Source organism: Nocardioides sp. NBC_00850 (assembly GCF_045207335.1).
Taxonomy (GTDB): domain Bacteria; phylum Actinomycetota; class Actinomycetes; order Propionibacteriales; family Nocardioidaceae; genus Nocardioides.
The window spans coordinates 4,513,409-4,538,781 of sequence record NZ_CP108845.1 but is presented as its reverse complement, the minus strand read 5'-3'; the positions used below and the strand labels follow the sequence as shown (position 1 = coordinate 4,538,781).

General features: G+C 70.6%; 23 protein-coding genes. 13 read left to right on the top strand and 10 right to left on the bottom strand.

Features of this window, described 5'->3' with window-relative positions:
- Positions 1-10: 10 nt before the first annotated feature.
- The gene (locus tag OH802_RS22085) at positions 11-904 is read right to left on the bottom strand and encodes a LysR family transcriptional regulator (protein WP_406022113.1); all 894 of its coding nucleotides are present in this window, start codon (positions 902-904) and stop codon (positions 11-13) included.
- Positions 905-997: 93 nt separating this feature from the next.
- Between OH802_RS22085 and OH802_RS22080 the strand changes: the two genes are divergently transcribed.
- Entirely contained in the window at positions 998-1,693 is a 696-nt protein-coding gene (locus tag OH802_RS22080; protein ID WP_406022111.1) for a type 1 glutamine amidotransferase domain-containing protein, read from the top strand.
- Between the two features lie 66 nt (positions 1,694-1,759).
- On the opposite strand, the gene OH802_RS22075 is transcribed toward OH802_RS22080, so the two are convergent.
- From OH802_RS22075 to OH802_RS22060, 4 genes are all read right to left on the bottom strand, one after another.
- Positions 1,760-3,301 carry an AbgT family transporter gene (locus OH802_RS22075; RefSeq protein ID WP_406022108.1) on the bottom strand — a complete coding sequence of 514 codons (1,542 nt, stop codon included), beginning with the start codon at positions 3,299-3,301 and terminating at the stop codon, positions 1,760-1,762.
- Between the two features lie 5 nt (positions 3,302-3,306).
- On the bottom strand, positions 3,307-4,287 hold the full coding sequence (locus OH802_RS22070; RefSeq protein WP_406022106.1) for an alpha/beta hydrolase family esterase: 981 nt from the start codon (positions 4,285-4,287) through the stop codon (positions 3,307-3,309).
- A 104-nt stretch (positions 4,288-4,391) separates the two neighbouring features.
- Positions 4,392-5,153, bottom strand: a complete 762-nt coding sequence (locus OH802_RS22065; protein WP_406022104.1) for a creatininase family protein — start codon at positions 5,151-5,153, stop codon at positions 4,392-4,394.
- The gene (locus OH802_RS22060) at positions 5,150-5,839 is read right to left on the bottom strand and encodes a FadR/GntR family transcriptional regulator (RefSeq protein WP_406022102.1); all 690 of its coding nucleotides are present in this window, start codon (positions 5,837-5,839) and stop codon (positions 5,150-5,152) included. Before OH802_RS22060 ends, OH802_RS22065 begins: the two co-directional genes overlap by 4 nt.
- A gap of 89 nt (positions 5,840-5,928) precedes the next feature.
- On the opposite strand from OH802_RS22060, the gene OH802_RS22055 reads away from it, so the two are divergent.
- From OH802_RS22055 to OH802_RS22035, 5 genes are all read left to right on the top strand, one after another.
- Positions 5,929-6,948: a LacI family DNA-binding transcriptional regulator gene (locus OH802_RS22055; protein ID WP_406022100.1), complete on the top strand. Its 1,020-nt coding sequence runs from the start codon at positions 5,929-5,931 to the stop codon at positions 6,946-6,948.
- A 122-nt stretch (positions 6,949-7,070) separates the two neighbouring features.
- Entirely contained in the window at positions 7,071-8,708 is a 1,638-nt protein-coding gene (locus OH802_RS22050; protein WP_406022098.1) for an alpha-amylase family glycosyl hydrolase, read from the top strand.
- A 30-nt stretch (positions 8,709-8,738) separates the two neighbouring features.
- Entirely contained in the window at positions 8,739-10,106 is a 1,368-nt protein-coding gene (locus OH802_RS22045; protein WP_406022096.1) for an ABC transporter substrate-binding protein, read from the top strand.
- 2 nt (positions 10,107-10,108) lie between these two features.
- Positions 10,109-11,074 carry a carbohydrate ABC transporter permease gene (locus tag OH802_RS22040; protein WP_406022094.1) on the top strand — a complete coding sequence of 322 codons (966 nt, stop codon included), beginning with the start codon at positions 10,109-10,111 and terminating at the stop codon, positions 11,072-11,074.
- Positions 11,074-11,943 (top strand): carbohydrate ABC transporter permease, encoded by an 870-nt coding sequence (locus tag OH802_RS22035; protein ID WP_406022092.1) that lies wholly within the window; start codon positions 11,074-11,076, stop codon positions 11,941-11,943. The genes OH802_RS22040 and OH802_RS22035 overlap by 1 nt, the downstream gene beginning before the upstream one ends.
- Here OH802_RS22035 and OH802_RS22030 read toward each other — a convergent pair.
- The 3 genes from OH802_RS22030 to OH802_RS22020 are packed head-to-tail and all read right to left on the bottom strand — an operon-like array spanning position 11,940 to position 13,714.
- Positions 11,940-12,875: a universal stress protein gene (locus tag OH802_RS22030; protein ID WP_406022090.1), complete on the bottom strand. Its 936-nt coding sequence runs from the start codon at positions 12,873-12,875 to the stop codon at positions 11,940-11,942. The genes OH802_RS22035 and OH802_RS22030 overlap by 4 nt on opposite strands.
- A 4-nt stretch (positions 12,876-12,879) precedes the next feature.
- A complete protein-coding gene (locus OH802_RS22025) occupies positions 12,880-13,092 on the bottom strand; it encodes a hypothetical protein (protein WP_406022088.1) in 213 nt (70 codons plus the stop codon).
- Positions 13,093-13,099: 7 nt separating this feature from the next.
- On the bottom strand, positions 13,100-13,714 hold the full coding sequence (locus OH802_RS22020) for an HPP family protein (protein ID WP_406022086.1): 615 nt from the start codon (positions 13,712-13,714) through the stop codon (positions 13,100-13,102).
- 168 nt (positions 13,715-13,882) lie between these two features.
- Here OH802_RS22020 and OH802_RS22015 point away from each other — a divergent pair, with 168 nt between their 5' ends.
- The 4 genes from OH802_RS22015 to OH802_RS22000 all read left to right on the top strand — a co-directional run bounded on the left by OH802_RS22015 (position 13,883) and on the right by OH802_RS22000 (position 20,406).
- Positions 13,883-14,782: a carbamate kinase gene (locus OH802_RS22015; RefSeq protein WP_406022084.1), complete on the top strand. Its 900-nt coding sequence runs from the start codon at positions 13,883-13,885 to the stop codon at positions 14,780-14,782.
- A gap of 134 nt (positions 14,783-14,916) precedes the next feature.
- A complete protein-coding gene (locus OH802_RS22010; RefSeq protein WP_406022082.1) occupies positions 14,917-15,801 on the top strand; it encodes a universal stress protein in 885 nt (294 codons plus the stop codon).
- Positions 15,802-16,019: 218 nt separating this feature from the next.
- Positions 16,020-18,764 carry a GNAT family N-acetyltransferase gene (locus OH802_RS22005; protein ID WP_406022080.1) on the top strand — a complete coding sequence of 915 codons (2,745 nt, stop codon included), beginning with the start codon at positions 16,020-16,022 and terminating at the stop codon, positions 18,762-18,764.
- A 412-nt stretch (positions 18,765-19,176) separates the two neighbouring features.
- Positions 19,177-20,406 (top strand): universal stress protein, encoded by a 1,230-nt coding sequence (locus tag OH802_RS22000; protein ID WP_406022078.1) that lies wholly within the window; start codon positions 19,177-19,179, stop codon positions 20,404-20,406.
- 1 nt (position 20,407) lies between these two features.
- Here OH802_RS22000 and OH802_RS21995 read toward each other — a convergent pair whose 3' ends face one another.
- Both OH802_RS21995 and OH802_RS21990 read right to left on the bottom strand, forming a co-directional pair.
- Positions 20,408-21,391: an Acg family FMN-binding oxidoreductase gene (locus OH802_RS21995; RefSeq protein ID WP_406022076.1), complete on the bottom strand. Its 984-nt coding sequence runs from the start codon at positions 21,389-21,391 to the stop codon at positions 20,408-20,410.
- A gap of 1 nt (position 21,392) precedes the next feature.
- Positions 21,393-21,914 carry a flavodoxin family protein gene (locus OH802_RS21990; RefSeq protein WP_406022074.1) on the bottom strand — a complete coding sequence of 174 codons (522 nt, stop codon included), beginning with the start codon at positions 21,912-21,914 and terminating at the stop codon, positions 21,393-21,395.
- 154 nt (positions 21,915-22,068) lie between these two features.
- On the opposite strand from OH802_RS21990, the gene OH802_RS21985 reads away from it, so the two are divergent.
- The 3 genes from OH802_RS21985 to OH802_RS21975 all read left to right on the top strand — a co-directional run bounded on the left by OH802_RS21985 (position 22,069) and on the right by OH802_RS21975 (position 25,372).
- The gene (locus OH802_RS21985; RefSeq protein ID WP_406022073.1) at positions 22,069-22,818 is read left to right on the top strand and encodes a DUF4389 domain-containing protein; all 750 of its coding nucleotides are present in this window, start codon (positions 22,069-22,071) and stop codon (positions 22,816-22,818) included.
- 88 nt (positions 22,819-22,906) lie between these two features.
- The gene (locus tag OH802_RS21980) at positions 22,907-23,578 is read left to right on the top strand and encodes a response regulator (protein ID WP_406022071.1); all 672 of its coding nucleotides are present in this window, start codon (positions 22,907-22,909) and stop codon (positions 23,576-23,578) included.
- A 135-nt stretch (positions 23,579-23,713) separates the two neighbouring features.
- Complete coding sequence (locus OH802_RS21975; RefSeq protein WP_406022069.1) at positions 23,714-25,372, top strand: GAF domain-containing protein; 1,659 nt, start codon at positions 23,714-23,716, stop codon at positions 25,370-25,372.
- Position 25,373 lies beyond the last annotated feature (1 nt).

The following is a 25,373-nucleotide window of genomic DNA, read 5'->3' as shown; positions in this document are numbered from 1 at the left end:
GGATCGCAGGTCAGGTGCTGGCCCATCCGGCGGCTTCGGCGCTCAGGTGTCGGCAGACGTGGCCGACGGCCGGTGGCGCGCTGGCGCCGGTGACGAGCCAGAGGGTGTTGAGCGGCCCGAGCCTGGGTTCGTGGAGGCGTACGACCGTGCCGTCGGCGAGGGCTCCGTCGACGAGGTAGCGGGGGAGCACCGAGGCGCCGATGCCGGCGACGACGGCGCGGAGGATGCCGCGCAGGTCGGGCAGGACGAGCGCGGTGCGGTTGGTGGGGCGCTCGTCGAACTCGGTGAGCCAGTAGCGCCGGATGATCGGCAGGTCGGGGGAGTAGGCCGCCAGCGGCACGGCCGCGAGCGCGCGCACCGGGTCCTGTGCCAGCTCGGCGGGATCGACCTGTGCCGCGACCGCCGGCGCCGCGACCAGGAGGAACTCCTCGTCGACCAGAGCGGCCGACCGCAGCCGCTCGTCGCCGGGGCGTACGGAGGAGACGACGAGGTCGAGGCGCTCGGCGGCCAGGTCGTCGAGAAGGTCCTGCGCGAGGCCGGTCGTCACCGAGACGTCGAGGCCGTCGCGTACGAGCGGGGCGAGGGCCGGCACGATCCGGGTGGTCATCACGTCGGCGGCGCCGCCGATCCGGATGCTCGCGGGCCCGATCGAGGGCTCGGTGCCGACGGCGCCGCGAAGCTGGTCGACCAGCGGCGTGATCCGGGCGGCGAGCGCGTCGGCCCGCGCGGTCGGCACCAGACCGGTGCGGGAGCGCTCGAACAGGGTCGCGCCGAGCTCGTCCTCGAGCTTGCGGATCCGCGCGGTCACCGCGGGCTGGGTGAGGTCGAGGCGACGGGCCGCGCCGCTGATGGAGCGCTCCCGGTAGGCATGCGCGAACGCTTCCCAGAGGTCGAGCGAGGTCATAGAAATCATTATGACCTCACGCGTCGTGCCGGGAGTGAAGTGGGCGAGGGTCGTCGTTACGTCATCACCGAACCGAACAAGAAGGAAGAACTCATGACACGCGTACTGATGGTCGTCTCGGCGGCCGACACCCTCGTTCTCGCCGACGGCACCGAGCACCCGACCGGCTACTGGGCCGAGGAGGTCGCCGCCTCGCACGAGACGCTCGCCGGAGCCGGCGTCGAGATCGACATCGCCACCCCGGGCGGCAAGGCGCCGACGGTCGACGCGCTCTCGCTCAGCGAGCAGGGCGGCGTCCAGCCCGAGGACGCCGAGCGGTTCCGCGCCTACCTCGAGACCCTCGAGAAGGAGCTCGCCCACCCGCTCGATCTCGCCGACATCGACCCGGCCGTGTACGACGCCGTCTACATCCCGGGCGGCCACGCCCCGATGACGGACCTGGTCGAGAATCCGTCGCTCGCCGCAATCCTGGCCGCCACCGACTCGGCCGGCCGACCGGTCGTCGCGCTCTGCCACGGCGTCGCCGGCCTCCTCGCCGCCACCGGCGAGGGCGGCTGGCTCTTCCGCGGCCGCCGGATGACCGGTTTCACCGACACCGAGGAGCAGCAGGGCGGCTACGGAGACAGCATCCCCTTCTCGGTCGAGCAGCGGATGCGTACGGCCGGCGGGATCGTCGAGACCGGCGACCCCTGGAGCGACACCGTGATCGTCGACGGCACCCTGATCACCGGACAGAACCCGCAGTCCAGCGTCTCGACCGCGAAGGCGCTCCTGGAGCGGCTCGCCTGATCCGCTCCCGAAGGCGTGACAGGGCCCGGCGACCTCAGCAGGTCGCCGGGCCTCGCCGTCTGAAGGTCAGCGGACCGGAGCGCCCGGGCCGAGCGGGATGCCGAGGGCCCACCAGAGGAAGAACAGGGCGGTCCAGGCGAGGCTCATAGCGATGGCCAGCGGCAGCGTGTAGGAGGCGAGGGTGCCGATGCCGGCGTCCTTGCGGTAGCGCTGCAGGAAGCCGAGGGCCATCACGAAGTAGGGGCTCATCGGGGTGATCGCGGTGGAGCCGGAGTCGGCGATCCGGAAGAGCGCCTGGGTGGTCTCCGGCGGCACCGAGAGCAGCATCAGCATCGGCACCAGGACCGGCGCGGCGATGGACCACATCGCCGAGCCGCTGGTGACCATGATGTTGACGATGCTGAGCAGTGCCAGGACGAGCAGGAAGACCACCCACACCGGGATGTTGCTGGTCTCCAGGGCCTCGGCGGAGTTGACCGCGAGCACGTCGCCGAGGTTGGACCACTCGAAGTACGCCAGGAACTGGGCGATCGCGAAGAACAGCACCAGCACCGGCGCCATCTGCTTGATCCCCTGGCCCATCAGCGCCGGCACGTCGCCGGCCTTGGTGATCGAACCGGACAGCGTGCCGTACACCGTGCCGGCGAGGCCGAAGAGCACTGCGACGATCGCGGCGATGCCGGTGAGGAACGGCGACTCGGTCAGCGACCCGTCCTCGCCGCGCAGGGGAGAGGCCGGCGGGATCACGACGGCGGCGACGACCACGATCGCGACCAGCAGGCTCAGCATGGACCAGCGCAGCGCCCGGCGCTCACGGCCGTCGAGATCGAGAGAGCCGAAGTCGCCGTCGTCGGCGTCCTCGTCGGCGTCGAGGTCGGGCCGCTTGGAGAGGACGAACTTGGTCATCAGGGTGATCACCGCGGCAAGCAGCAGCGAGGAGGCGATGTTGAAGAACCAGTTGCTGACGGGGGAGACGTACGCACTCTCGTCGACGATCTGGGCCGCGGCGGTGGTGATGCCGGCGAAGATCGCGTCGTTGGGCGTGGGGATCGGGCTGGCGTCGTACCCGCTGGCGATCGCGGTGTAGGCGACCACGATCCCGAGGATCGGGGACCGGCCCACGGCCCGGAAGGCGAGGCCGCCGAGCGGCACCAGGATGATGTACGCAGCCGCCGAGGCCACGTGGGCGACGGTTCCGGTGAACGCGACGGCGAAGACGACCCAGCCGACGGGCACCCGGGAGATGCCGGTCTTCATCGCGGCGGTGAGGAACCCGGTGCGCTCGGCGACGGCGACGCCCATGATGACCACGACGATGGTCGCCATCGGTGGGAACTCGGCGAAGTTGGAGACCATCGTGGAGACCGCCATCGCCAGGCCCTCGCCGCTGAGCAGGCTCTGTACGACGACCTCCTCCCCGTCGCCGGGGGAGATGACCGAGACGCCGGCGGCAGCGCAGATCGCACTGATCACGGCGAGGATCGCAGCGAGGATCCAGAAGAGCCAGAACGGGTGCGGCAGGGCGTTGCCGACGCGCTCGATCACGCCCATGGCGCGGATGATCCACGGCAGCCTGTCGCTGCCGGTGGGTGTGGTGGTGCTGGTCATGGGAGTCACCCTTCGCTGGTGAGGCGGTGGCGGGAGAAGAAGTCCCAGATCACCGTCGCGGACTCGATGGTGTGGGTGACGTGGCCGCCACCTGAGTAGATGTCGCCGCCCGGCCAGACGTGGCCGCCGCCGTCGACGGCGACGTGCTGGACATCGGCGCCCTGGTCGCAGCCGGTCCATCGGGTGGTCTCGACGTCGCGGTTGGTGCGCGTGGTGGAGGCGGTGCAGCCGTTGTGGTCGGCCCAGCCCTGGACCCACTCGGGGATCGCGGGCAGGTCACGGTCGGCGTCGCCCGCATAGGGGATGGTCGCGTCGGCGACGCCGTGGATCTCCAGGATCGGCGTCGGCGGTGCCTCGGCGCAGCCGGTCCGGGTGCCTGGATAGAGGGCAGGCGCGACCGGGGCGACGGCGGCGAACGTGCCTGGCAGCCGGCAGGCGAGCAGGGCGGCCAGGCCGGCGCCGTTGGACTTCCCGGTGGCATAGACGCGGCTCGTGTCGATGCAGTGGTCGGCCTCGATGGCGGTGAGCAGGTCGGTGGTGAAGGCGACGTCGTCGACGCCGGGTGCCTCGTACGGTGCGCCCTGCCAGGCCTTGCGATAGCCGGACCCGGTGCCGATCGCGCCGTCGGGATAGGCGACCACGGCAGGCAGGTCGGAGAGCTCGGAGAAGCCCTCGACCTCGACGCCCGTGCTGCCGCGGCCGTGGTAGGCGACGATCAGCGGCCAGTCCGCGCGCCGGTCGTAGCTCTCGGGCAGGCGGAGTACGTAGCTGCGCTCGATGTCGCCGCTGGTCAGCTCGTACTTCTGGCTGCTGTCGGACTCCTGGTCGGTGGGCTTGGCGCAGGGCGCCGGGGTGCTCTCGCCGGACGCTCGGCCCTGACCGGAGGCGTGGGTGAGGGCGGAGGTGGCGGTCGGAGTCAGGGACAGCGCGGCCACCGCCGCGACCGCGGCGGCCGGGGCCAGGAGGCGGGATTGTCGTGGGGACATGGGGTGCTCCTTCGGGGCAGGTCGATGCGTTTTCGGGTGTGCTGGATCGCCCGGCGACGCGGTGTGCGTCCCGGTCGGGTCCCGAGCTGGAGGGGGCAGGTGGCCTAGGTGTCGAGCCACTCCTTGATGAAGGCGACGATGCGGTCGGTGGCCTCGGCGAGGATGGCGCGGCCGTCCTCTGCGGTGGCGCGACGCGGGTCGCCGAGCACGCCGCTGGGGGAGAGGCGGTCGTAGGGGAGGGCCACGGCGGGATGGTTCACCGAGCGGGCCAGCCGGGCGAAGGGGTCGAGCTGGTCGGGCGAGGTGGTGCCCGGTGCGAGCAGGTCGCGGCGTACGAGATGGGGAGCGATGTGCAGCATCTGGGAGGTCTCTGCCTCGCCGCTGTGTCCGGAGATCTCGCTCAGCTCCATGCCGGCCATGCTGTCCTTGGCGAGCGCGGTCACCGGCGCCCAGGCGAGCTCCAGGTCGGGCCGGTCGCGCAGCAGCTCCTGGGCCAGGGTGCCGAGGGTGGCGTTGTTGCCGCCGTGCCCGGTCAGCACGAGGAACCGGCGCCAGCCGTGGGCGGCCAGCGACTCGACGTACTCACGGACGACGGCGGCGAAGAGCGCCGGGCGCAGGCTCACCGTGCCGGCGAAGGCCTGATGGTGGGGCGAGACGCCGACCGGTACGCCCGGGCCGATGACGACCTTGCCGGGCAGGGCCTCCGCGACGGCGTCGGCGAGGGCCTCGGCGCGGATCTGGTCGGTGGCCAGGGGCAGCCCGGCGCCGTGCTGCTCGAACGCGCCGACGGGGATCACCACGACCGTCCCGCTCTCGGCGGCCTCTGCGGCCTCGAGAGTGGTCATCTCGGCGAGCTTCGCGGTCATCGGGCCTGCTCCGGGCCGAGGGTGGAGGCGATCGCCTCGCGGATCGCGAGCAGGTGCTCGCGGGTGAGGGTGGCCGCGGCGTCGGGGTCGCCGTCGCGTACGGCCTCGACGATCCGGAGGTGGTCGGCGTGGTCGCGGTCGCGGTCGGTGTAGCGGTGCCGGATCTCGATCTGGTCGCGGGCTCGCACCTGCAGCAGCGCCTCGACGGTCTCGCGCAGCAGCAGGTTGCCCGAGGCGCCGGCGAGCGCGACGTGGAAGTGCAGCTCGGGGCGCTCGTCGGCGAACTGTGGCTTGAGCGAGTTGTCGGCCGAGAGCGTCAGCGCGGCCAGGTCGTCGTCGGTGCGCGCTGAGGCCGCGGCCGCCGCGACCGGCGGCTCGAGCACGATCCTCGCGTCGAGGAGCTCGAGGACCGACTCGCTGCGCGACTCCGAGACATGCGGGTTGACCAGCAGGCGCCGGTTCACCCCGCCGCTCACGTAGGTGCCCGATCCGTGCCGGAAGCGGATCACGTCGGTCGCCTCGAGACGGCGCAGCGCCTCCCGGATCGTCGGTGTGGTCACCTCGAACCGCTTGGCCAGCTCGCGCGAGGAGGCCAGGGCGTCGCCCGGCTCCAAGCCCGCGGCCTCGATCATGGCGACGATCCCGTCGGCGATGCGTTCAGAGAGCGATGATGTGTTGCTGGTCACAGAAAGTGACTAAATCACTTATTGAATTGCTCGTCAAGGAAGGCAACGCTTGCAGACAGTTTGCGTAAAGCAGTTATATTCTTGCGCTCATGAGTAGACGTCTTGCCGACGCAGCCGCCCGTGCCAAGGTCTCCGAGGCGACGGTGAGCCGGGTGCTCAACGGCAAGCCGGGGGTCTCGGAGGCGACCCGCGAGCGGGTGCTGACCGCGCTCGACGTGCTCGGCTACGAGCGCCCGGTGAAGCTTCGCGGCGAGCGCGCCAGGTTGGTGGGCCTGGTCCTGCCCGAGCTGCAGAATCCGATCTTCCCGGCGCTCGCCGAGGTCCTCGGCGCCCATCTCGCCCAGCAGGGTCTGACCCCGGTGCTGTGCACCCAGACCGCCGGCGGGGTGACCGAGTCGGAGTACGTCGACCTGCTCCTGGAGCAGCAGGTGGCCGGCGTCGTCTTCGCCGGCGGCGCCTACGCACAGCGAGACGCGGACCATGCCCACTACGACCGTCTGGCCGGCCGCAACCTTCCCGTCGTGCTCATCAACGCGGCCATCGACGACCTGCCTTTTCCCCGGGTGGTCTGCGACGACGCCGACGCGATGGAGCAGGCTGCCGAGCACCTGATCTCGCTTGGGCACGAGAGAATCGGGCTGGTCCTGGGCCCGCGCGACCACGTTCCCTCCGAGCGCAAGCTGGCCGCCTTCCGTGCCGTCTGCGACCGGACCGGCGTCCCGTTCGACGAGGACCTGGTCGTACGCAGCCTCTACTCGCTCCAGAGCGGACAGGCCTCCGCTGCGCGGCTGGTCGAGCAGGGTGCGACCGGCATCGTGTGCGCCAGCGACCCGCTCGCTCTGGGAGCGGTCAGGGCGGTCCGCCGAGCCCGGCTCTCGACGCCCGGGGACGTGTCGGTGATCGGCTTCGACGACTCGGCGTTCATGGCCTTCGCCGACCCGCCGCTCACCACGATCCGACAGCCGATCGAGGCGATGGGCCGGGCGGCGGTCGACTTCCTGGTGAGCCAGATCGACGGCACGCTCGGGCCGGTCGACGAGCTGCTCTTCGAGGGCGAGCTGGTGGTCCGGCGCTCGACCGGACCCGCAAGTCAGCGCGCAAAGTCCTGAAATTAATTACGCTCTGTCAAGTTCTTGCGCGCCTTCTGTGGCTGGCTCTACGGTCGCTGCACGCCGTCAAGGTGACGGCTGTCACACGAGTGTGAGTTACCGCTGAAGCGGAGCCCGAAGCGATGAGCACTGAGAACGGAGAGCGCCCCGCCGACTGGTGGCGCTCCGCGGCGATCTACCAGATCTACCCGCGCAGCTTCGCCGACGCCAACGGCGACGGCACCGGTGACCTGGCCGGCGTGCGGGCGCGCCTGACCTATCTGCGCGACCTCGGGGTGGACGCGATCTGGTTCACGCCGTGGTTTCCCTCGCCGATGGCCGACGGAGGCTACGACGTCGCCGACTACCGCGCGATCGACCCGATCTTCGGCGACCTCGCCGAGGCGGAGGCGTTGATCCAGGACGCCCTCGACCTCGGCATCCGCACGATCATCGACATCGTCCCCAACCACGTCTCCGACCAGCACCGATGGTTCCGGGCCGCGGTCGCTGCCGGGCCCGGCGCACCTGAACGGGAGCGGTTCTGGTTCCGAGACGGCCGCGGACCTGATGGCGAGCTGCCGCCCAACGACTGGACCTCGGAGTTCGGCGGCACGCCATGGACGCGGCTGACGACGCCCGACGGCGTTCCCGAGCAGTGGTACCTGCACCTCTTCTCCGCCGAGCAGCCCGACCTCAACTGGCAGCACGAGGACGTACGCCGTGAGCACGAGGAGATCCTGCGATTCTGGTTCGACCGGGCCGTCGCCGGGATCCGGATCGACTCCGCCGCGCTGCTCGCCAAGGACCCGGCTCTCCCCGACGTCCCCGCCGACCCGCGACCCGGCGAGCACCCCTACGTCGACCGCGAGGAGCTCCAGGAGATCTACCGTGGCTGGCGGCGGATCGCGCAGGAGTACGGCACCGACCGGGCCCTGATCGGCGAGGTCTGGCTCCCCGACACCGCCAGGTTCATCCGCTACCTGCGCCCCGACGTCCTGCACGCGGCGTTCAACTTCGACTTCATGACCGCGCCGTGGGAGGCCGAGGCACTGCGGACCTCCATCGAGACGACGCTGCGCGTGCACGGGGAGGCGGATGCGCCAGCCACCTGGGTCCTCTCCAACCACGACGTCACCAGGCCGGTGACGCGCTACGGCCGCGCGGACACCGCGTTCTCGTTCGAGACCAAGCGCTTCGGCACCCCGACCGACCGGGCCCTCGGCGAACGGCGGGCGCGGGCGGCGGCGATGCTGGCGATGGGGCTGCCCGGGGCCTACTACCTCTACCAGGGCGAGGAGCTGGGCCTGGACGAGGCCGACATCCCGCCAGACCGGATCCAGGACCCGATGCACTTCCGCAGCGGCGGTGTCGACCCCGGCCGGGACGGCTGCCGGGTGCCGCTGCCGTGGAGCGGGGACCGGCCGCCGTACGGCTTCAGTCCGCCGGGCGTGAAGACCTGGCTGCCGCAGCCCGAGGGCTGGGCGCGGCTGACGGCGCAGGCGCAGTCGGCCGACCCCCGCTCGATGCTCTCGCTGCACCGGATGGCGCTGCTGATCAGGCGTACGCATCCCGACCTCGTCACCGGCGACTTCAGCTGGATCGACACCGCCCCCGGGATCCTCGCCTTCCGGCGCGGCACCCACTTCGCCTGTGTGGTCAACCTGACCGACACGCCCGTGGAGCTGCCGAGCAGCGACCACGTCTGGCTCGCCAGCTCGCCGCTCGAGGCGGGCCGGCTCGTTCCCGATGCCGCGGTCTGGCTGCGGCCCACGACCTGAGACCCCACCACAACATCCAGGAGACAGACCATGAGAACCACTCGGTTGCGCAGCGTCGCGCTCGCCGCGGTCGCGGCTGTCGTGCTCGGCTCGCTCACCGCTTGCGGCGAGACGTCGGACGACGGCGACGGCGTCACCATCACCGTCGAGGGCTGGCGCCCCGGCGACAAGCAGGCCACGATCGACGCCGTCAAGGCGCAGGCGGCGGCCTTCAACAAGGAGCATCCCGACATCACCGTGAAGCCGGTGGAGTGGCAGTGGAACGCGCAGACGTTCCCCGCCCAGCTCTCCGGCGGCACGCTGCCGATCTCGTTCCGGGTGCCGTTCACCGACACCAAGGGCCTCGTCGAGCGCAAGCAGGTCGCCGACGTCGACGCCGAGGTCCGCGAGCTGCCCTACTTCGACCAGCTCAACCCCACCGTGCTGGCCGCGGCACAGGGCACCGACGGGAAGGTCTACGGGCTGCCCTCCGACGTCTACGCCAACGCGCTCCACTACAACCGCGACCTGTTCACCAAGGCCGGCCTCGACCCCGACAAGCCGCCGACCACGTGGGAGGAGCTGCGTGCGGCCGCCAAGCAGATCAACGACCGGACCGGTGCCACCGGCTACGCCGAGATGACCAGCTCCAACACCGGCGGCTGGATCCTCACGACCCTGACCTACTCCCTCGGCGGCCGGATGGAGACCCAGGACGGTGACACGTTCACCGCGACCGTCGACAACCCGCAGACCGAGCAGGCGCTGCAGCTGCTGCACGACATGCGCTGGACCGACAAGTCCTTCTCCGGCAACACCTCCTACGACTGGAACAGCATCAACCAGGCGTTCGCGGCGGGGAAGGTCGCGATGTACATCAGCGGATCGGACGTCTACAACTCCCTCGTCACCACCTCGGCGATCGACCCGAAGACGTACGGGCTCACCGCGGTCCCGATGGGGGACTCGGCCGACGCCGGTGCGCTCGGTGGTGGCTCGGTCAACGTCGTCAGCGCCAAGGCGACCGATGCGGAGGCCGAGGCGGCCGTGGCCTGGGCGGACTTCTTCCGGGTCCGCAAGTACACCGACGAGTCGGCGGCCGTCGCCGATGCCAAGACCCAGACCGCTGCCGAGCAGCCCGTGGGGACACCGACCTTCCCGATCTTCGACGAGGCGTCGTACACGACCTACCAGGGCTGGGTGAAGGACTACGTCAACGTGCCGCTGGAGCAGATGACCGGCTACACCTCGAGGATGTTCGACCTCACCCTGGTCGCCGAGCCGCCCGCGCAGACGCAGGCCGTGTACGGCGCGCTCGACCCGGTCGTGCAGAAGGTGCTCAGCGACGAGAACGCCGACATCCCAGCGCTGCTGAAGGATGCCGACGCCTCGGTGCAGCAGATCCTGGACAAGGGCTGAGCGTGGTCGCTGACATGTCCCGGGTGGGTGGGCCGGCCTTCGTGAGAGGGCCGGCTCGCCGGCGTACGTCCTTCGTCTCCGTGGTCGCGAGGTGGTGGCGCGGGGGCGCGGCGACGCTGGTCTTCCTGCTGCCGATGCTTCTGGTCTTCGGGTTGTTCTCGTGGTGGCCGATCGCGCGGACCGTGGTGATGAGCCTGCAGGAGACCAACCTCGTCGGGCCCGCGGAATGGGTGGGCCTGGACAACTTCCGCACGGTGCTCACCGATCCGCTGCTGCCGGTGGCGCTGCGCAACACGGCGGTCTTCGCGGCGATCGCGTTCGTCTTCGGCTATCCGATCCCGCTGGTCATGGCGGTGGTGTTCAGCTCGCTGCGCAGGCTGCGAGGGCTGTACGCCTGCCTGGCCTACCTGCCCGTCGTCGTGCCGCCCGCGGTGGCGGTGCTGCTGTGGAAGACCTTCTACGACGCCGGGTCCGGGGGAGTGTTCAACACGGTCCTGGGCTGGGTCGGGCTCGGGCCGGTGCCGTGGCTGGAGTCGGCCGACTGGGTGCTGCCGTCTCTGGTGATGGAGGCGACCTGGGCCGCGGCCGGAGGCACGGTGATCATCTATCTCGCGGCGCTGACCACGGTGCCGCAGGAGCTCTACGACGCGGCCTCTGCCGACGGAGCGGGCGTGCTCGGCAAGGTCTGGCACGTCACCCTCCCGCACCTGCGCCCGGTGCTGCTGATCACCTTGATCCTGCAGATCATCGGCACCGCGCAGGTCTTCCTGGAGCCCTACCTGTTCACCGGCGGCGGGCCCTCGCACGCGTCCTTGACGCTGCTGCTCCTGATCTACGAGTACGCCTTCGGCAGCACCACCGGCGGCGGCGACTACGGCCCGGCGACCGCGCTGAGCCTGATGATGGCGGTCGGGCTGGCGCTGCTGTCGTGGGCCTACTTCCGGCTGACTCGCGGGTGGAGCGACTGATGAGCTTCGTCTCCTCCCTCGACCGGCGGCGTATGTCGGTGCGCTGGGGTCTTCGCGGCGTACAGCTGGCGACGCTCCTGGCGCTGGTGGTCGTCTGCCTCGGGCCTCTGCTGTGGCTGGCGAAGTCGGCGGTCACGCCCACCCAGGACACGCTGCGCTCGCCGATCTCGCTGTGGCCGAACGGGCCGGACCTCTCGATCCTGTCGCAGGCGTGGACCGAGCTGGGCCTGTCGGCCTACCTGGTCAACACCGTGGTCATCGCCGCCGGCTCCTGGGCCGTCCAGGTCGTGGTCGCCACGACCGCGGGCTATGCGCTCTCGGTGCTGCGGCCGCGGTTCGGGCGGGTCATCTACGCAGCCGTGCTCGCCACCATGTTCGTGCCGATCGTGCTGCTGCTCGTCCCGCTCTACCTCACCGTGCTGAGCCTGCCGGTCGTGCACTGGTCGCTGGTCGGGACGTACGCCGGAGCGTTCCTGCCCGCGGGCGCCTCGGCGTTCAACGTGGTGATCATGAAGCGGTTCTTCGACAGCCTGCCCCGCGAGATCCTGGACGCAGCGCGGATCGACGGCGCCGGGGCGTACCGGCTCTTCTGGTCGGTGGTCCTGCCGATGTCGCGGCCAGTGCTCGGCGTGGTGTCGGTCTTCGCCGTGCTCGCCGCGTGGAAGGACTTCATCTGGCCGTTGATCGTGCTGCCCGACCCGGCCAAGCAGCCCATCGCGGTCAGGCTGCCTTCCATCGCGCCGACCACCGACCTCTCGGTCCTGCTCGCCGCGATGGCGATCTCCGCCGCGCTGCCGATCCTCTTCTTCCTCCTCTTCCAGCGATTCTTCCTGCGCAGCGAGGGTCTGGAGGGGGCAGTGAAGGGTTAGCGGCGATGATGGCCCGGTCGGTTCGGCAGCGGAAGGACCTCGACCGGGCAGCCCGCCTCGCGAAGCAGTGCGCGGGTCACTCCGCCCAGGTGCGGGAATGCGTTGAGATGCGAGGCTCGTCCCACGACGACGAGACGGGCTTGCTCGCTCGCGGCCACCAAGGCGTCGGCCGGGGCTTCCGCGAAGACGCGGGTCGCGAGGGGTGTCTCGGGATGCTCCGGGGCCTGGTCGCGGGCCTTCTCGACTAGGTCTGCCAGGTACTGCTCGCCACGCGCCGTCCAGTCCCGGGTGGTGGCGTGGTCGACCAGGTCCCCGTGGAGGGCCGGGAGGTCGAGACCGTGGAGCAAGGAGATCGGCTCTCCCAGCCGGGTCGCCTCCTCGAGGGCGTGGCCCAGCACCTGAGCGTCGCCCTTGTCGTCACTGACGCCGACGACGACTCCGGTGCGGCCCTCGGCGGACCAGCCTTCGGGGACCACGGCGACCGGGCAGTGGGCGTGCGCCGCGACCCGGGAGGAGATCGATCCGGTGAAGATCCGGTGGATGCGAGAGAACCCGCGGCGCTGGATCACGACTCGGTGTGCTTCCTCCGATTCCTCGATCAGGACGTGGGCCGCGTGGCCGCGCAACAGCTCGCCGGAGACATCGACGGCTCCGGCGACGACGTCCCGGGCGATCGCGGTGGCCTCACCGAGCAGCTCTTCGGCCATCCGCCCGACCGCGGAGTCATCGATGATCATCGACTGCGGCTGCATCGCGCCGGGGAGGCCGAGGATGGGATCTCCGAACAGGACGTTCGCCTGGAAGACATGCACCAGGCGCAACGGGTGCCCGCTGGTCGCGGCCAGCCTTCCGGCGTACTCCAGGAGTGCCGTCTCGACCTCGGGATCGAGGATGCCGACGACGATGGGAGCGGGCGTGGTGTCGGCGGTCATCTGGTCAGCCCGCCATCATGCACATGTGGTCGGCGGTGAAGCCGCGGAAACCCTGGTGCATGCCCGGGTTGTGGGTGCCGTCGAAGCCGACGGCCTGAGCACAGTGGACGACGTGGTGTCCGAACTCCTGCCCGTCACCGGGTGCTGCCGATGCGGGGACGACGAGAGCTACGGTGGCGATTGCTGCCGCTGCTGCTGGGATCAGGATGCGTTTCATGGCGTGATCACTCCTCCGTGTGCGGTTGCTGCGAGTCGGTACGTATCCGGGTGACTCCCGGGACGGTCGCTGCGGCGGACTCGGCCAGGGCGCGCTCGTTGGGTGTCGCCGGTCCGAAGATCACGGCACCTCCGTCGGCGACGTCGACGACCCAGTCGGGGTGACCTAGCTCGGTGACGAGCGCTGTCAGGTCCCGGACCATCGTGTCGTCGTCGCGGGCCAGGGCGCTGGCCACGTCGCTGCGGCTGATGACCCCGACGAGAACGTCGTCGTCATCGAGGACCGGGAGGCTCTTCAACGACCGGTCGGCCATGATGCCGACCGCCACGGCGACCTCTGCGCTGGCTCGCACGGCGATCGTCACCGGATTCATCACGTCCTGGACGTACGCCGCGGGCCGATCGGTGACCGGTATGAGCGGGAGCACGTGCGCGCGAGGGTCCTGCAGGACGCGGTCGCGGATCAGGTCGATCTCCGCGACGACGCCACAGACGCGGCCCGCGGAGGTCACCACCGGGAGGGCGGTGATGTGGTGGTCACGGAGCAGGGCGAGCGCCTCCTTGACGGGAGTGCCTCTCCGTGCGGTGACCGGTGACTGGGTCATGATCTCTCGAACAAGCATGGTCATCCCCGGTGCGAGTGCTGGTCTTTCATAGGGACAGCCTCGTCCGGCCGGGAAGGTCGGTCATGAGCGCAAGGTCCCGAGCCGGGGAGACCTTCGGCACTCCTGCGGAGATCGCGATCGGGGTGTGCTGGACCCGTCCACGACCATCCGAGGGGAGGGACCCAGGTGAGGATCGTCGTCGCCATCGGCGGCAACGCCCTGCTGCGGCGTGGCGAGCGGCCGGACGCGGCACCCCAACGCCGTCACGTGGCCACGGCGGCGGCCGCGCTGGCGGACATCGCCCGCGAGCACCAGGTCGTGGTGGTCCATGGCAACGGGCCCCAGGTCGGTCTGCTGGCACTCGAGAGCGGCTCGGACCCCAGCCTCTCGGAGCCCTATCCACTGGCCGATCTGGTCGCGGAGTCCCAGGGCCTCATCGGGCTATGGCTCCAGCAGGCTCTTCTCGCCGAGATGGCCGGCGAGGTGGTGACGCTCGTCAGTCAGACCGTCGTGGATCCGGAGGACGGGGCGTTCCAGGTGCCGACCAAGTTCATCGGACAGGTCTACGACGAGCTGTCGGCGCGTCGCTTCGCCGGCTGGTACGGCTGGACGATCCAGGCGGACCACGAGGGCTGGAGACGAGTGGTCGCCTCCCCGCTTCCCTGTGACATCGTCGAGCTCCCGGTGGCCGCGCGGCTCCTCGACGCAGGCGTGACCGTCGTGCTCGCAGGCGGCGGGGGAGTGCCGGTCGTGAACCGAGACGGAAGATACGAGAGTGTCGACGCGGTGGTCGACAAGGACCGGGCGGCTGCCCTCGCCGCGGAGAGGCTCGGTGCCGACCTGCTGATCGTCATCACCGACGTGGAGGGTGTGATCCGGGACTTCGGCGGCCCCGCCGAGAAGGTGCTGCGGGAGGTGAGCGTCGCCGAGCTGTCCTCGATGTGGTTCCCCTCAGGGTCGATGGGACCCAAGGTCGAGGCCGTCTGCGCCTTCACCCGACGGACCGGCCGACGCTCGGCGATCGGCTCTCTCGACCAGATCGACGGCGTGCTGGCCGGTACGTCGGGCACTCAGCTGCGGCGATGACGCCGGTGCCGGTGAGATCAAGTGGACCTAGGTCCTCCGTGCGTGGCCCCGAAGGCCCTGACGTACGCCGGCCGTCCCGACGAGATTGGAGACCCGGGAGCCGGACGCGCGTGCCGAGCTCGTAAGGAGGGCACATGTCCGAGCACGACCGGATCCTGGTCGCCATCGACGGGGGAGAGGGTGGCCGGGCGGCGATCCGCTACGCCGCGGCCCGACGAGATGGCTCCGACCTGTGGCTCGTTCACGTGGTCGACCTCGCGGTCGCGACCGGTGTCTTCTACCCGTACGGCTATGAGGGGCTGGCGGATCAGGTGCGTGAGGCCGGCAAGACCGTTCTGGACCGGGCGGAGAAGCTGGCCGCCGACCTCGTCGGTGCCGACCACGTGACCACGACGCTTCTGGACGGCGGTGTCGTCGCCGAGCTCGTTCACGCGGCCGCCGACGCCCGGATGGTGGTGCTCGGCGACGAGCGTCGCCACGGGCTGTCCCGCCTGGTGACCGGCTCGGTGACCGGCCGGGTCGCCTCCCGCGCGCCGGTGGCCGTCGTGGTCGTTCCGACGGTGTGGTCTCCCGGCCAGGACACCGTTCGGGTCGTCGTCGCCGTCGCGGAACGGGATGCCTCTGCCGAGCTCGTCGCCCACGCGTTGGGCGAGGCCGCCGACCGCGGTGGCGAGCTGGTTCTCGTGCATGCGTGGGAGCTGCCGGCGGTCTTCTACGACACGACCCTGGAACACGACCAGGTCGCCTGGGAGGCGGATACTCGTCACCGCCTGATGCAGACCCTCGACCGGGCGCGGCGCCTGGCGCCGCACGCGGTCGGGACCGAGGCCTGGATCCAGATCCGCCAGGGACAGCCCGCCCAGGTCGTCGCCGACGAGTCGAAGGGGGCCGACCTGCTCGTCATCGGCCGACGTGGGCATGCGTTCCCGCTGCGGCGTCTGGGCGGGACCGGACACGCACTGCTCCGGGAGTCCAGCTGCCCCGTCGAGGTGGTTCCGCCCGCGCCCGAGGCGCCATGAACGTAGAGACGTCCCCGCTGCATGCGGCGGAGACCGCGTCGGGGAGGACATGGGGCTGATCTCAGCTCGCCGAACGTCCTCGTGCCTAGGGGACGTACGGCCCCAATCCTTCGGACTCCGTTCTCTCGCGGCGCGCGGGCCGCGGACGGTTCGCTGGTGTTGATGGCCCGACGCGTCGCATGGCGCGGGTGCGGAGATCGACAGCAGGGGGTAGCACGATGACCGCTCGGATCGAGCTGGGTGTGCAGGGACCGGGCTGGGAGGACGTGCTGCTGCGCGACGGCACGATCGCCCGCGTACGCGATGCGGTGGCAGGGGACCGGGACCGGTTGGTCCGGCTGCACGATGCGTGCTCCGAGGGCGATCGCCGCGAACCGTTCTTCCACGTCGGCCACCACGACGGTGTGCACTTCGTGGATTCCCTGCTGCCACGGCTCACCAGCGATGAGGCGTTCGGGAAGCTGGCGACCGTCGACGGTCACGTCGTCGGGCTGGCGACCGCCCTGAAGACGGGACGCGACGAGGAGGCCGAGCTGGACCTGGTCGTTGCCGAAGGATATGCCCAACGCGGCGTGGCCACCCTGCTGCTCGAGCATCTCGCCGTCGCGGCGGCCGGCTCCGGGGTGACCGACTTCGTCGCGTACGTGATGGCTGACAATGCCGCTGCGTTCGACGTCATCCGGCACTCCGGGTTCGAGATCACCTCGATCCCGCATGAGGAGACCGTCGAGCTGCGCTTCCCGGTGCGGCTCACCGATCGGGTGCTGGAGGCGATGATCTCCCGCGAGCAGCGGGCCGACGCCGATTCTCTACGCGCGTTGCTGCGGCCGCGCTCCGTGGCCGTGGTCGGGGCAAGTCGGCGTGTGGACCATGCCGGCCACCAGGTCGTGCGCAACCTGCTGCGTGCCGGGTTCACCGGCACCATCCATCCGGTCAACCCGCACAGTGACTACCTTCTCGGGCTCAGCTGTCGCTCCTCGATACGCGAGGTGGCACCGGTGGATCTGGCGATCGTCGCGGTGCCGGCCGCTGGGGTGCTGGAGGTCGTGCGGGACTGTGCCGACAGCGGCGTACGGAATCTGGTGATCCTTGCCAGCGGCTTCGCCGAGGAGGGGCCGGAGGGACGGCGGCTCCAGGACGAGGTCCTTGTGGTGGCCCGCAGAGCGGGCATGCGGCTGGTGGGCCCCAACTGCCTCGGCATCGCCAACACCGACCCCGATGTGCGCCTGAACGCCACCTTCTCGCCGACGAGCGTCGCCCACGGACGAGTGGCGATGATGGCGCAGTCAGGTGCGGTGGGCATCGCCGCGCTGCAACGGGCCGATGAGCTCGGTGTCGGACTGTCGGCGTTCATCTCCTCGGGGAACAAGGCCGACGTCAGCGCCAACGACCTGCTCATGTACGCCGCCGAGGACGATGCCAGCGACGTGGTCGCGCTCTACCTGGAGTCGTTCGGCAACCCACGCAAGTTCTCTCGGGTGGCGAGGCGGCTAGCGGTACACAAGCCGGTCGTCGCCCTGGTGGGTGGCAGCAGCCGGACCGGTCGGCAGGCGGCCGTCGGTCACACTGCGGCGGCGGTGACGTCCACGTCCGGGGTGGAAGCACTCTTCCGGCAGTGCGGTGTGATCGGTGTCGACGGCCTCGAGCAGCTGCTGCAGACGACCAGCGTGCTGGCCAACCAGCCGCTGCCCGCCGGCCGTCGGGTGGGAATCGTCAGCAACGCCGGCGGTCCGGCCATCCTGGCCGCCGACGCCTGCGAGCGCGCCGGTCTGCAGCTGACGACGCTGAGCGCCGAGACGATGGCCAGGATCCGCGAGACGGTGCCCGACGCGTCGTCGGTGCAGATGCCGGTCGACCTCGGGTCAGGGGTCGCTGGAGAGGCCTACTCCGAGGTGGTCTCGACCATCGCCCGCAGCGGCGAGGTCGACATGCTGATCGTGTTGCGCACGGCGTTGCCCGCGCTCTCGTACGCATCCTTCGCCCGTGCGCTGCGCACAGCGTTGCGCCGTGCACCGGGGGATGCCATCGCCCCGGTCACCACTGTGGCCGTCGTGCTCGACCAGCGGGGTCCGAGTCGTCCGATCAGTGCCGGGAGCCGCCATGTGCCCGTCTTCGCGTTCCCCGAGGACGCTGCGCGTGCGCTCGGCCCGATCGCCACCTACGCAGAGTGGCGGGCCGAGCCACGCCAAGCCGTCGCCGATGCGGCGCCCGGCAGCCGGGCGGCGGCTCGTGACGTGATCACCAGGACGTCTGCGGTGGCGCCGGAGGGAGGCCGGCTGGCGGAGCCCGACGTGCGGCACCTGCTCGGTGCGTACGGGATCGAGGTCTTGCCGAGCGTGCTCGCCGCCGATGCGGAGACGGCCGTCGAGGCCGCTGGATGGCTGGGGTGTCCGGTAGCGGTCAAGATCGCCGATCCCGACATCGTGCACCGCACCGACGTGGGCGGCGTACGCGTCGGTCTGAACGGTCCCGACGAGGTGCGCTCCGCTGCGCAGGAGCTGCTCCGCACCCCGACCGAGCGCCCCGGGCTGCTCGTCCAGCGCCAGGCCGCCGCGGGGGTCGAGCTGATCGCCGGCGTCACCCAGGACGAGGTCTTCGGACCGCTGGTCATGGTCGGCTACGGCGGCACCTACACCGAGCTGATCGGCGACCGCACCTTCAGACTCACGCCGCTCAGCCGCGCCGATGCCGCCGCGGCGCTCGGCGATCTCCGCACCGCGCCGCTGCTCTCCGGCTACCGCGGCGCGCCTCGGTTGGACGTGGCCGCCGTCGAGCGCCTCCTGGTCTGCCTCGGTCGTCTCGCCGACGATGTTCCGGAGGTCGCCGAGATCGACCTCAACCCGGTGATCGTGCACGAGCACGGAGTCTCGGTCGTCGATGCGAAGGTGCGGTTGCGCCCGCTGCCGCAGGCACCCGACCCCGACCTGAGGAACATGCGCCCGCCCGCGGGGGACGGCTCGTGATGGCGACGATGCGGGGTTGGCGACCGACAGGTGACGGGCGCCTGTCGGGCGCCGAGCTCGCGATGCCGGGGTCGGGCTGTTCAGGCTCGCCGACCGGCTGGGCATCCGCGCCGTCCAGGGCCGGGGTCAGGGTGATCGTCACGACGTCGGATGAGTCGAAACATCGGGAGATTCCCTTCCGGGGCCGTAGGGGTTGCGCTCCCAGGCAACCACCCCCTGCTCGACGGGGCAGATGGCGGAGGTCCCGGCAAAGATGACCAAGGTCTCGTGAGCCCCCGACTCGAGCGGAACAAGACTGAGGACGGAGGCGCCGCACGGGTGCCTGCCGAACCCATGGAGGACAGATGAGCACGGTGATCAAGCGCGCGACCAACCCGTTCGCGGATCTCAAGGGCTGGCTGGAGACGGATCGGTGAGCTCCCAGACTTCTTCCGAGGTGGAGCGCCACGCCGGCACGGTGTGGGCGGTGGACGTGTTCCTCGACAGCGAGGACGGCACCGTGCACGCCGAGGCGAAGCTCCACGCCAGCGGCCGAGAGGCGTTGGTCGGCACCGGGGACGCGGGTCTTTGCCCCGGTCAGGACCTGGCCGTGGGGGAGACGCTCGCCGCCAGTCGCGCCCTCGAGCAGCTTGCGGTCGGCCTGCTCGGCGAAGCACGTCAACTGGTGGAGGGGCCGGGGCCGGAGGCGAGCGAGGAGCCCGAACGACGCATCCGCGCGCGGCGGTCGGTGCCGAGGACGCTCGTCGGGATCGACCGGCCGCTCGGCCTCACGTCAGCCGTCCAGTGGTCGCTGGCGCATGCGGCGGCGAGCGGTCTCGGGATCGAGCTGTGTCACGTCGTCGACGACGCCGGTCCGGCGTGGGAACGTACGCTACGTGGCTCGGTCTCCGACGCGACGGACGAGATGGCCGACCTGGTCGAGGAGGTACGCCAGGACCACCCGGGCGTGACCGTCGCGTCCTCGGTCCTGGTCGGCTCGGAGAGCGCCCTGCTCACCCGGTCGCTGGGCAGCGAGATGGTTGTCATGGGCCGTGCCGATGAAGAGAGCGACGACTCCTATGTGGGGGCGACGGCGATCACGATCGCACAGAACGCGTGGGTGCCGGTCGTGGCCGTGCCGACCGGCTGGTCGCCCCCAGTCGCCGGGAGACCGGTGGTCGTGGCGATCGACGCGCTCGAGCCGCACCTGGAGGCGGTGGAGTTCGCCCTGGCGTACGCGCACGAGCAGCGCGTCCCGCTCGTCGCTGTCTCGGTCTGGCAGCCAGGTGTGGCGCCGGGCACGCGCATGCTCCTCGAGAGCGAGGAGGAGTGGATGGAGCGCATCGCCGACGGCCAGGATGCGGCGGTGACCCCGCTACGGGCGCTCTACCAGGACGTTCCGGTGACGCAGCGCACTCCGACCGGCCCTCCGGTGGAGGTGATCCTCGGCCTGACCGAGAACGCATCGCTGCTGGTGGTCGGCAGACCCGGCCACGGCCGGCACTGGCGGATGCCGCTGGGGTCGGTGAGCCGGCGGTTGCTGCACCGCGCCACCGTCCCGGTGGCGGTCGTCCCGACCGGTTGGCACGCCGCTGCCGAGGCCGTGCCTGGCTCCGTGCCTGGCTCTGTGCCTGGCTCGATCGGCGACCTGATCGAGCAGTAGGTCACGAGGACGAGGCGCTCTCGTGGTGGAGGACGTCGTCGAGAGCACGCCGTGGGGTCGGGGGCAGCGGCCGGTGGTGGCGCTGCGGCCAGCCGATGCGTACCAGCACCTGGGGGCAGGAGTTGTCGCTGAGCAGGTCGTGCTGCAGCGTTCGCCGGGTGGAGCCGACCTCGATCGGCTGCGTGTACGGCACCAGGGCCAGCCCTGAGGTGGTGCACGAGAGCCACATCGCGTCGAGTGCCTCCCCGGCGCGCAGCCAGGAGACCGGATCGTCGGACGCGGTCGCCAGGACGAGCCACTCCTCAGCGGGCACCACGACTTCGTCGTGGTCCTCGGCGAGGGTGCCGCTCGGGAATCGGGTGTAGGAGGTCGGGTCGGCGTCGGCGGCGAGCAGACTGGATGGCGGGACGCCCTCGTCGCTGCCCCCGCGAGTCCAGGAGTAGAGCTCGGCCACGTACGCCTCGTCGGTGGTCTGATGGGCACGAGCGGTCTCCAGGGCGGCCACCACAACCGGACGCAGGTCGTCGGGGACCGTGGTCGCCACGACGCCGTAGTCGAGGGCGAGGCCGGCGAGGTGGTCGAGGCGCTGGCGCGGCACCGGCCACGACGAGACCTGGCGCCGGTCGGTCTGCCGCTGCTCAATGGCCGCGAGCATGCCGAGGTCCGCGACGTCGGGATCCCGGGGCGTGAACGTCACCACGGCGAGCAGATCGGTGCGGCCCCCTTCGGGGGTGCGGTGCACGGTGCATTCCCAGCCCATCCCGGCCGCTGCCACGACGAGCTCGTGGAGCGCGGCGCCGCAGCTCACCACCAGGTCGCGCTCGTTCGGGTCGGCGTGGAGGAGCTTGCGATGCGGGTCGGCACGCAGCAGCAGCATGGTGTCGCGTACGACCCATGCCCAGGGCTGGGTGTTGTGGACCGATGGCGCGCGGCAGGCCAGCTCCAGGATCGCGTGCAAGGTGGTCTCGTTGGGGAGCCTCGACATCTCAGGCCACCTGCCGCTTCAGCTGGTGGCCGAGGTTCGCGGCCCAGTTGCTGGCACGTGCCTCTTCGTCGTGGGCGAGGGGTCCCACGGTGGCGGCGACGTAGAAGCTGGTCGCCGGGGGTACGTCGTAGCCGCGGCGGCGCAGCAGGTGGGCTACGTGCCGGGCGGCAGAGCCCGGGAGGTGGCGCATCGCTCGCGCCCGGGTGTCGAAGGTGGCGATTCGCACCGACTTCGGGTCAGCGTCGGTCAGATCCGCGAGCCACTCCCGGACGCCGCGGGCCTCGACCTCGGCCGGAGCGCCTTGGAGGACGGCATCGGCGCGGGTGCTGGGTCTGCTCAGCCCGAGCGCGTGGGTCGGCGCCCCGATCACGACCAGGTCGTGGTCGCGGAGCAGGTCGTCGCCGGCGAGCGCCACCGGGATCACCTTGACCTGGACGCCGGCCTTCCGGAGTCCGTTGGCGACCGCGCCGGCGATCGTGGCGGTGTTGCCGAACATCGACTCGTAGACGACTGCTGCTCGCATCTGTCTCACGTCCTCCCTCTGGCGCCGCGCCCACCGCGTCCTGCCAGTGTCACCACCTTCCGGCCGCGTCAGTTCGCGCGGGCAGTGGCGCACGTCCCCGACCCGAGGACCTTGGTCCGATGCCGCCGGCCCACATGGCGCGGAGGGTGGAGACATGAACTCATTCGATTCCCCGGTCGTGCTGGAGGGACGCCTCGACTCCGGGATCAGCCGCGCGCTGTGGCTGGTCAAGTGGCTGTTGCTGATCCCGCACTACGTCATCCTGCTCTTTCTCTGGATCGCCTTTGCCGTACTCACCGTGATCGCCTGGTTCGCCATCCTGTTCACCGGTCGCTACCCGCGAGCGATCTTCGACTTCAACCTCGGCGTGATGCGCTGGACGTGGCGGGTGGACTACTACGGCTACGCCGCGCTCGGCACCGACACCTATCCACCGTTCACGCTCGAGGACGTGCCCGACTACCCGGCCCGCCTCCACATCGCGTACCCCGAGCACCTCTCTCGCGGCCTGGTGCTGGTGAAGTCGTGGTTGCTGGCGATCCCGCACCTGATGGTCCTCGCCTTCTTCCTGGGCAGCGGCCTGTACGCGACCCAGGGGACCGACGCGATCGCCTGGTCCTGGGGGAGCGGGATCCTCGGACTGCTGGTTCTCTTCGCCGGCGTGGTGATGCTGTTCGGGCGTCGCTACCCACAGGGCATCTTCGACCTGGTCCTCGGTATCGACCGGTGGGCGGTTCGGGTCGCCGCGTACGTCTGCCTGATGACCGACACCTACCCGCCGTTCCGCCTCGACCAGGGTGGGAGCGATCCGGCCGGACTGGTCCCGCCGGAGCCGTCGATGCCGTCGGGTGAGGCGGTGGCGCCCGAGCCCGCGCCCAGCCCTGTCGAAACGGGTCAGCTGTGAGGAAGCAGGTGCGTCTAGGGACCTTGGTCCTCGGCCTGCGGGCCCGACGCGCATTGGCGTTGGCCGTACGCGGTCGTAGATTGAACAGGTGACCGAATCACCAGCGCTGGAGAGCGCAGCAGAGCCCATCCGGGTCTTCCTGCTCGATGACCACGAGGTGATCCGCCGCGGGATCAAGGACCTCCTCGAGGACGAGGACGACATGGTCGTCGTGGGCGAGTCGGGCCTCGCCGAAGAGGCTCGGCGCCGGATCCCGGCGCTGAGGCCCCATGTCGCCATCCTCGACGGCCGCCTCCCGGACGGGTCCGGCATCGACGTGTGCCGCGACATACGCTCGGTCGACCCGAGCATCGCCGCGCTGATCCTCACTTCGTTCGACGACGACGACGCGCTGTTCTCCGCGATCATGGCCGGCGCGTCCGGCTACCTGCTCAAGCAGGTGCGCAGCGCCGACCTCGTCGAGACCGTTCGCCAGGTCGCCGCGGGCAGGTCGATGCTGGACCCCGCGGTCACCGCGCAGGTCCTCGACCGGATCCGCAGCGGTCCGAAGACCAACTCGGCCTTCGAGCACCTGACCGATCACGAGCGCCGGATCCTGGAGCTCATCGGCGAGGGGCTGACGAACCGTCAGATCGGCAAGGAGATGCACCTCGCGGAGAAGACGGTGAAGAACTACGTCTCGTCCCTGCTCGCCAAGCTGGGCCTGGAGAGCCGCACCCAAGCTGCGATTCTGGTGACCAGGACCCTGCAAGGGGGCTAGGTTGGGGGGCGTACCACTCATCCGATGGGGAGGGTCGATGTGGGACGCACACCGCCCCGACAGCGTCGTGGATCGAGCTCCACGACCGTAGAAGCGACAGTTCACGGCGCACCGTTCGACGAGCTGCTGACCGAAGTGCTCGATAGGGTCACCGATGCTCGAGACGAGCAGGTGCGGTGGCGGTTGCTGCTCGACGCCATCGTCACCATGGGCACCGGGCTCTCCATCGACGACCTGCTGGACCGGATCGTCAAGGTCGCCGGGGCACTGGCCGGCGCTAAGTACGCAGCGCTCGGAGTCCTTGCCAGCGCCGGCGATCGCCGGCTGCGCCTGTTCATCACCCATGGGCTCAGCGTGGAGGAGCAGATCCTGATCGGCGACCTCCCGAGCGGACACGGCGTGCTCGGCCTGCTGATCGACCACCCCGAGCCGCTCCGGCTGCCTGAGATCACCGCGCATCGGGCGTCCTACGGGTTCCCCGCGAATCATCCGCCGATGCACTCCTTCCTCGGCGTGCCCGTCCGCATCGGCGAGAAGGTGTTCGGCAACCTCTACCTCACCGAGAAGATCGACGGCGACGAGTTCACCGACCAGGACGAGGACATCGTGGTCGCCCTGGCCGCAGCCGCCGGCGTCGCGATCGAGAACGCCCTGCTGGCCGAAGAGGCTGCCCGCCGTAGCCGGTGGCTCGACGCCCGGGCCGAGATCACCAGTGCGCTGATGGGCGACATCGACCGCACCACCACCCTTCAGCTGGTGGCCGACCGGGCCCGCGAGATCTCCGGCGCCGACGTCTCCTGGATCGTCACCGGACCCACGGCCGAACGGCTGCGGGTGGAGGTGGTCTCGGGCACCGACATCGATGTCGAGGCGCTGAAGAACGCGCCGCTGCGCGAGTCGGTCGCCGGCCAGGCGATCGGCGTCGGCGCGCCGATGATGGTGGAGGACATCGCGACCGCCGCCGGTGGCGGCAGCGCGGCTGCCGTCATCGACCTGAGCGACATCGGACCTGGCGTGCTCGTGCCGCTGGGGCGTACCGACCCCTCCGAGGAGATGAACGCGGTCGGCGTGCTCGCGCTCGCCTGGAGCCGCGAGCACGCCGACCAGGCCCAGGACGTGGATCTGGCCGTCGCCAACGCCTTCGCCGAGCAGGTCGCGCTGGCCATCCGACTCGCGCAGAACCGCGAGGAGCGCCAGCGGCTGGCCGTCTACGACGATCGCGACCGGATCGGTCGTGACCTCCATGACATCGTGATCCAACGCCTCTTCGTCATCGGCATGCGGCTGCAGGGCGGGCTCAACCTGGCCGAGAGCCCCAAGCTTCGCGCCCGCCTCGACAAGGCGGTGGATGACATCGACGACACCATCCGCGACCTCCGGCGAGCGGTCTTCGAGCTCGGCGCCCCCGAGCACAGCGGTGACATCCAGTCCCAGGTCACCGATGTGGTCAACCGGGCGGCGGAGTCGCTCAAGTTCCGTCCAGCGCTCATCTTCTCGGGCCCGGTCCGGCTCCGCTCCACGCCCGAGGTGACCAAGGACGTCCTCGCCGTCCTCGGCGAGGCACTGTCGAACACCGTGCGTCACGCGCATGCGAGCGAGGTCGAGGTGTCGCTCTCGGCAGGCGCCGACCTCGTGCTCCGGGTGCGCGACGACGGATTCGGCGTCCCCGCCGAGGTGGTGGAGAGCGGGTTGGCCAACATGCGCCAACGTGCCGAGATGAGAGGTGGCTGGTGCACTGTGGAGCCAGCCTCACCGAAGGGCACCGTCGTGGAGTGGTCGGTGCCTCTCGGCTAGA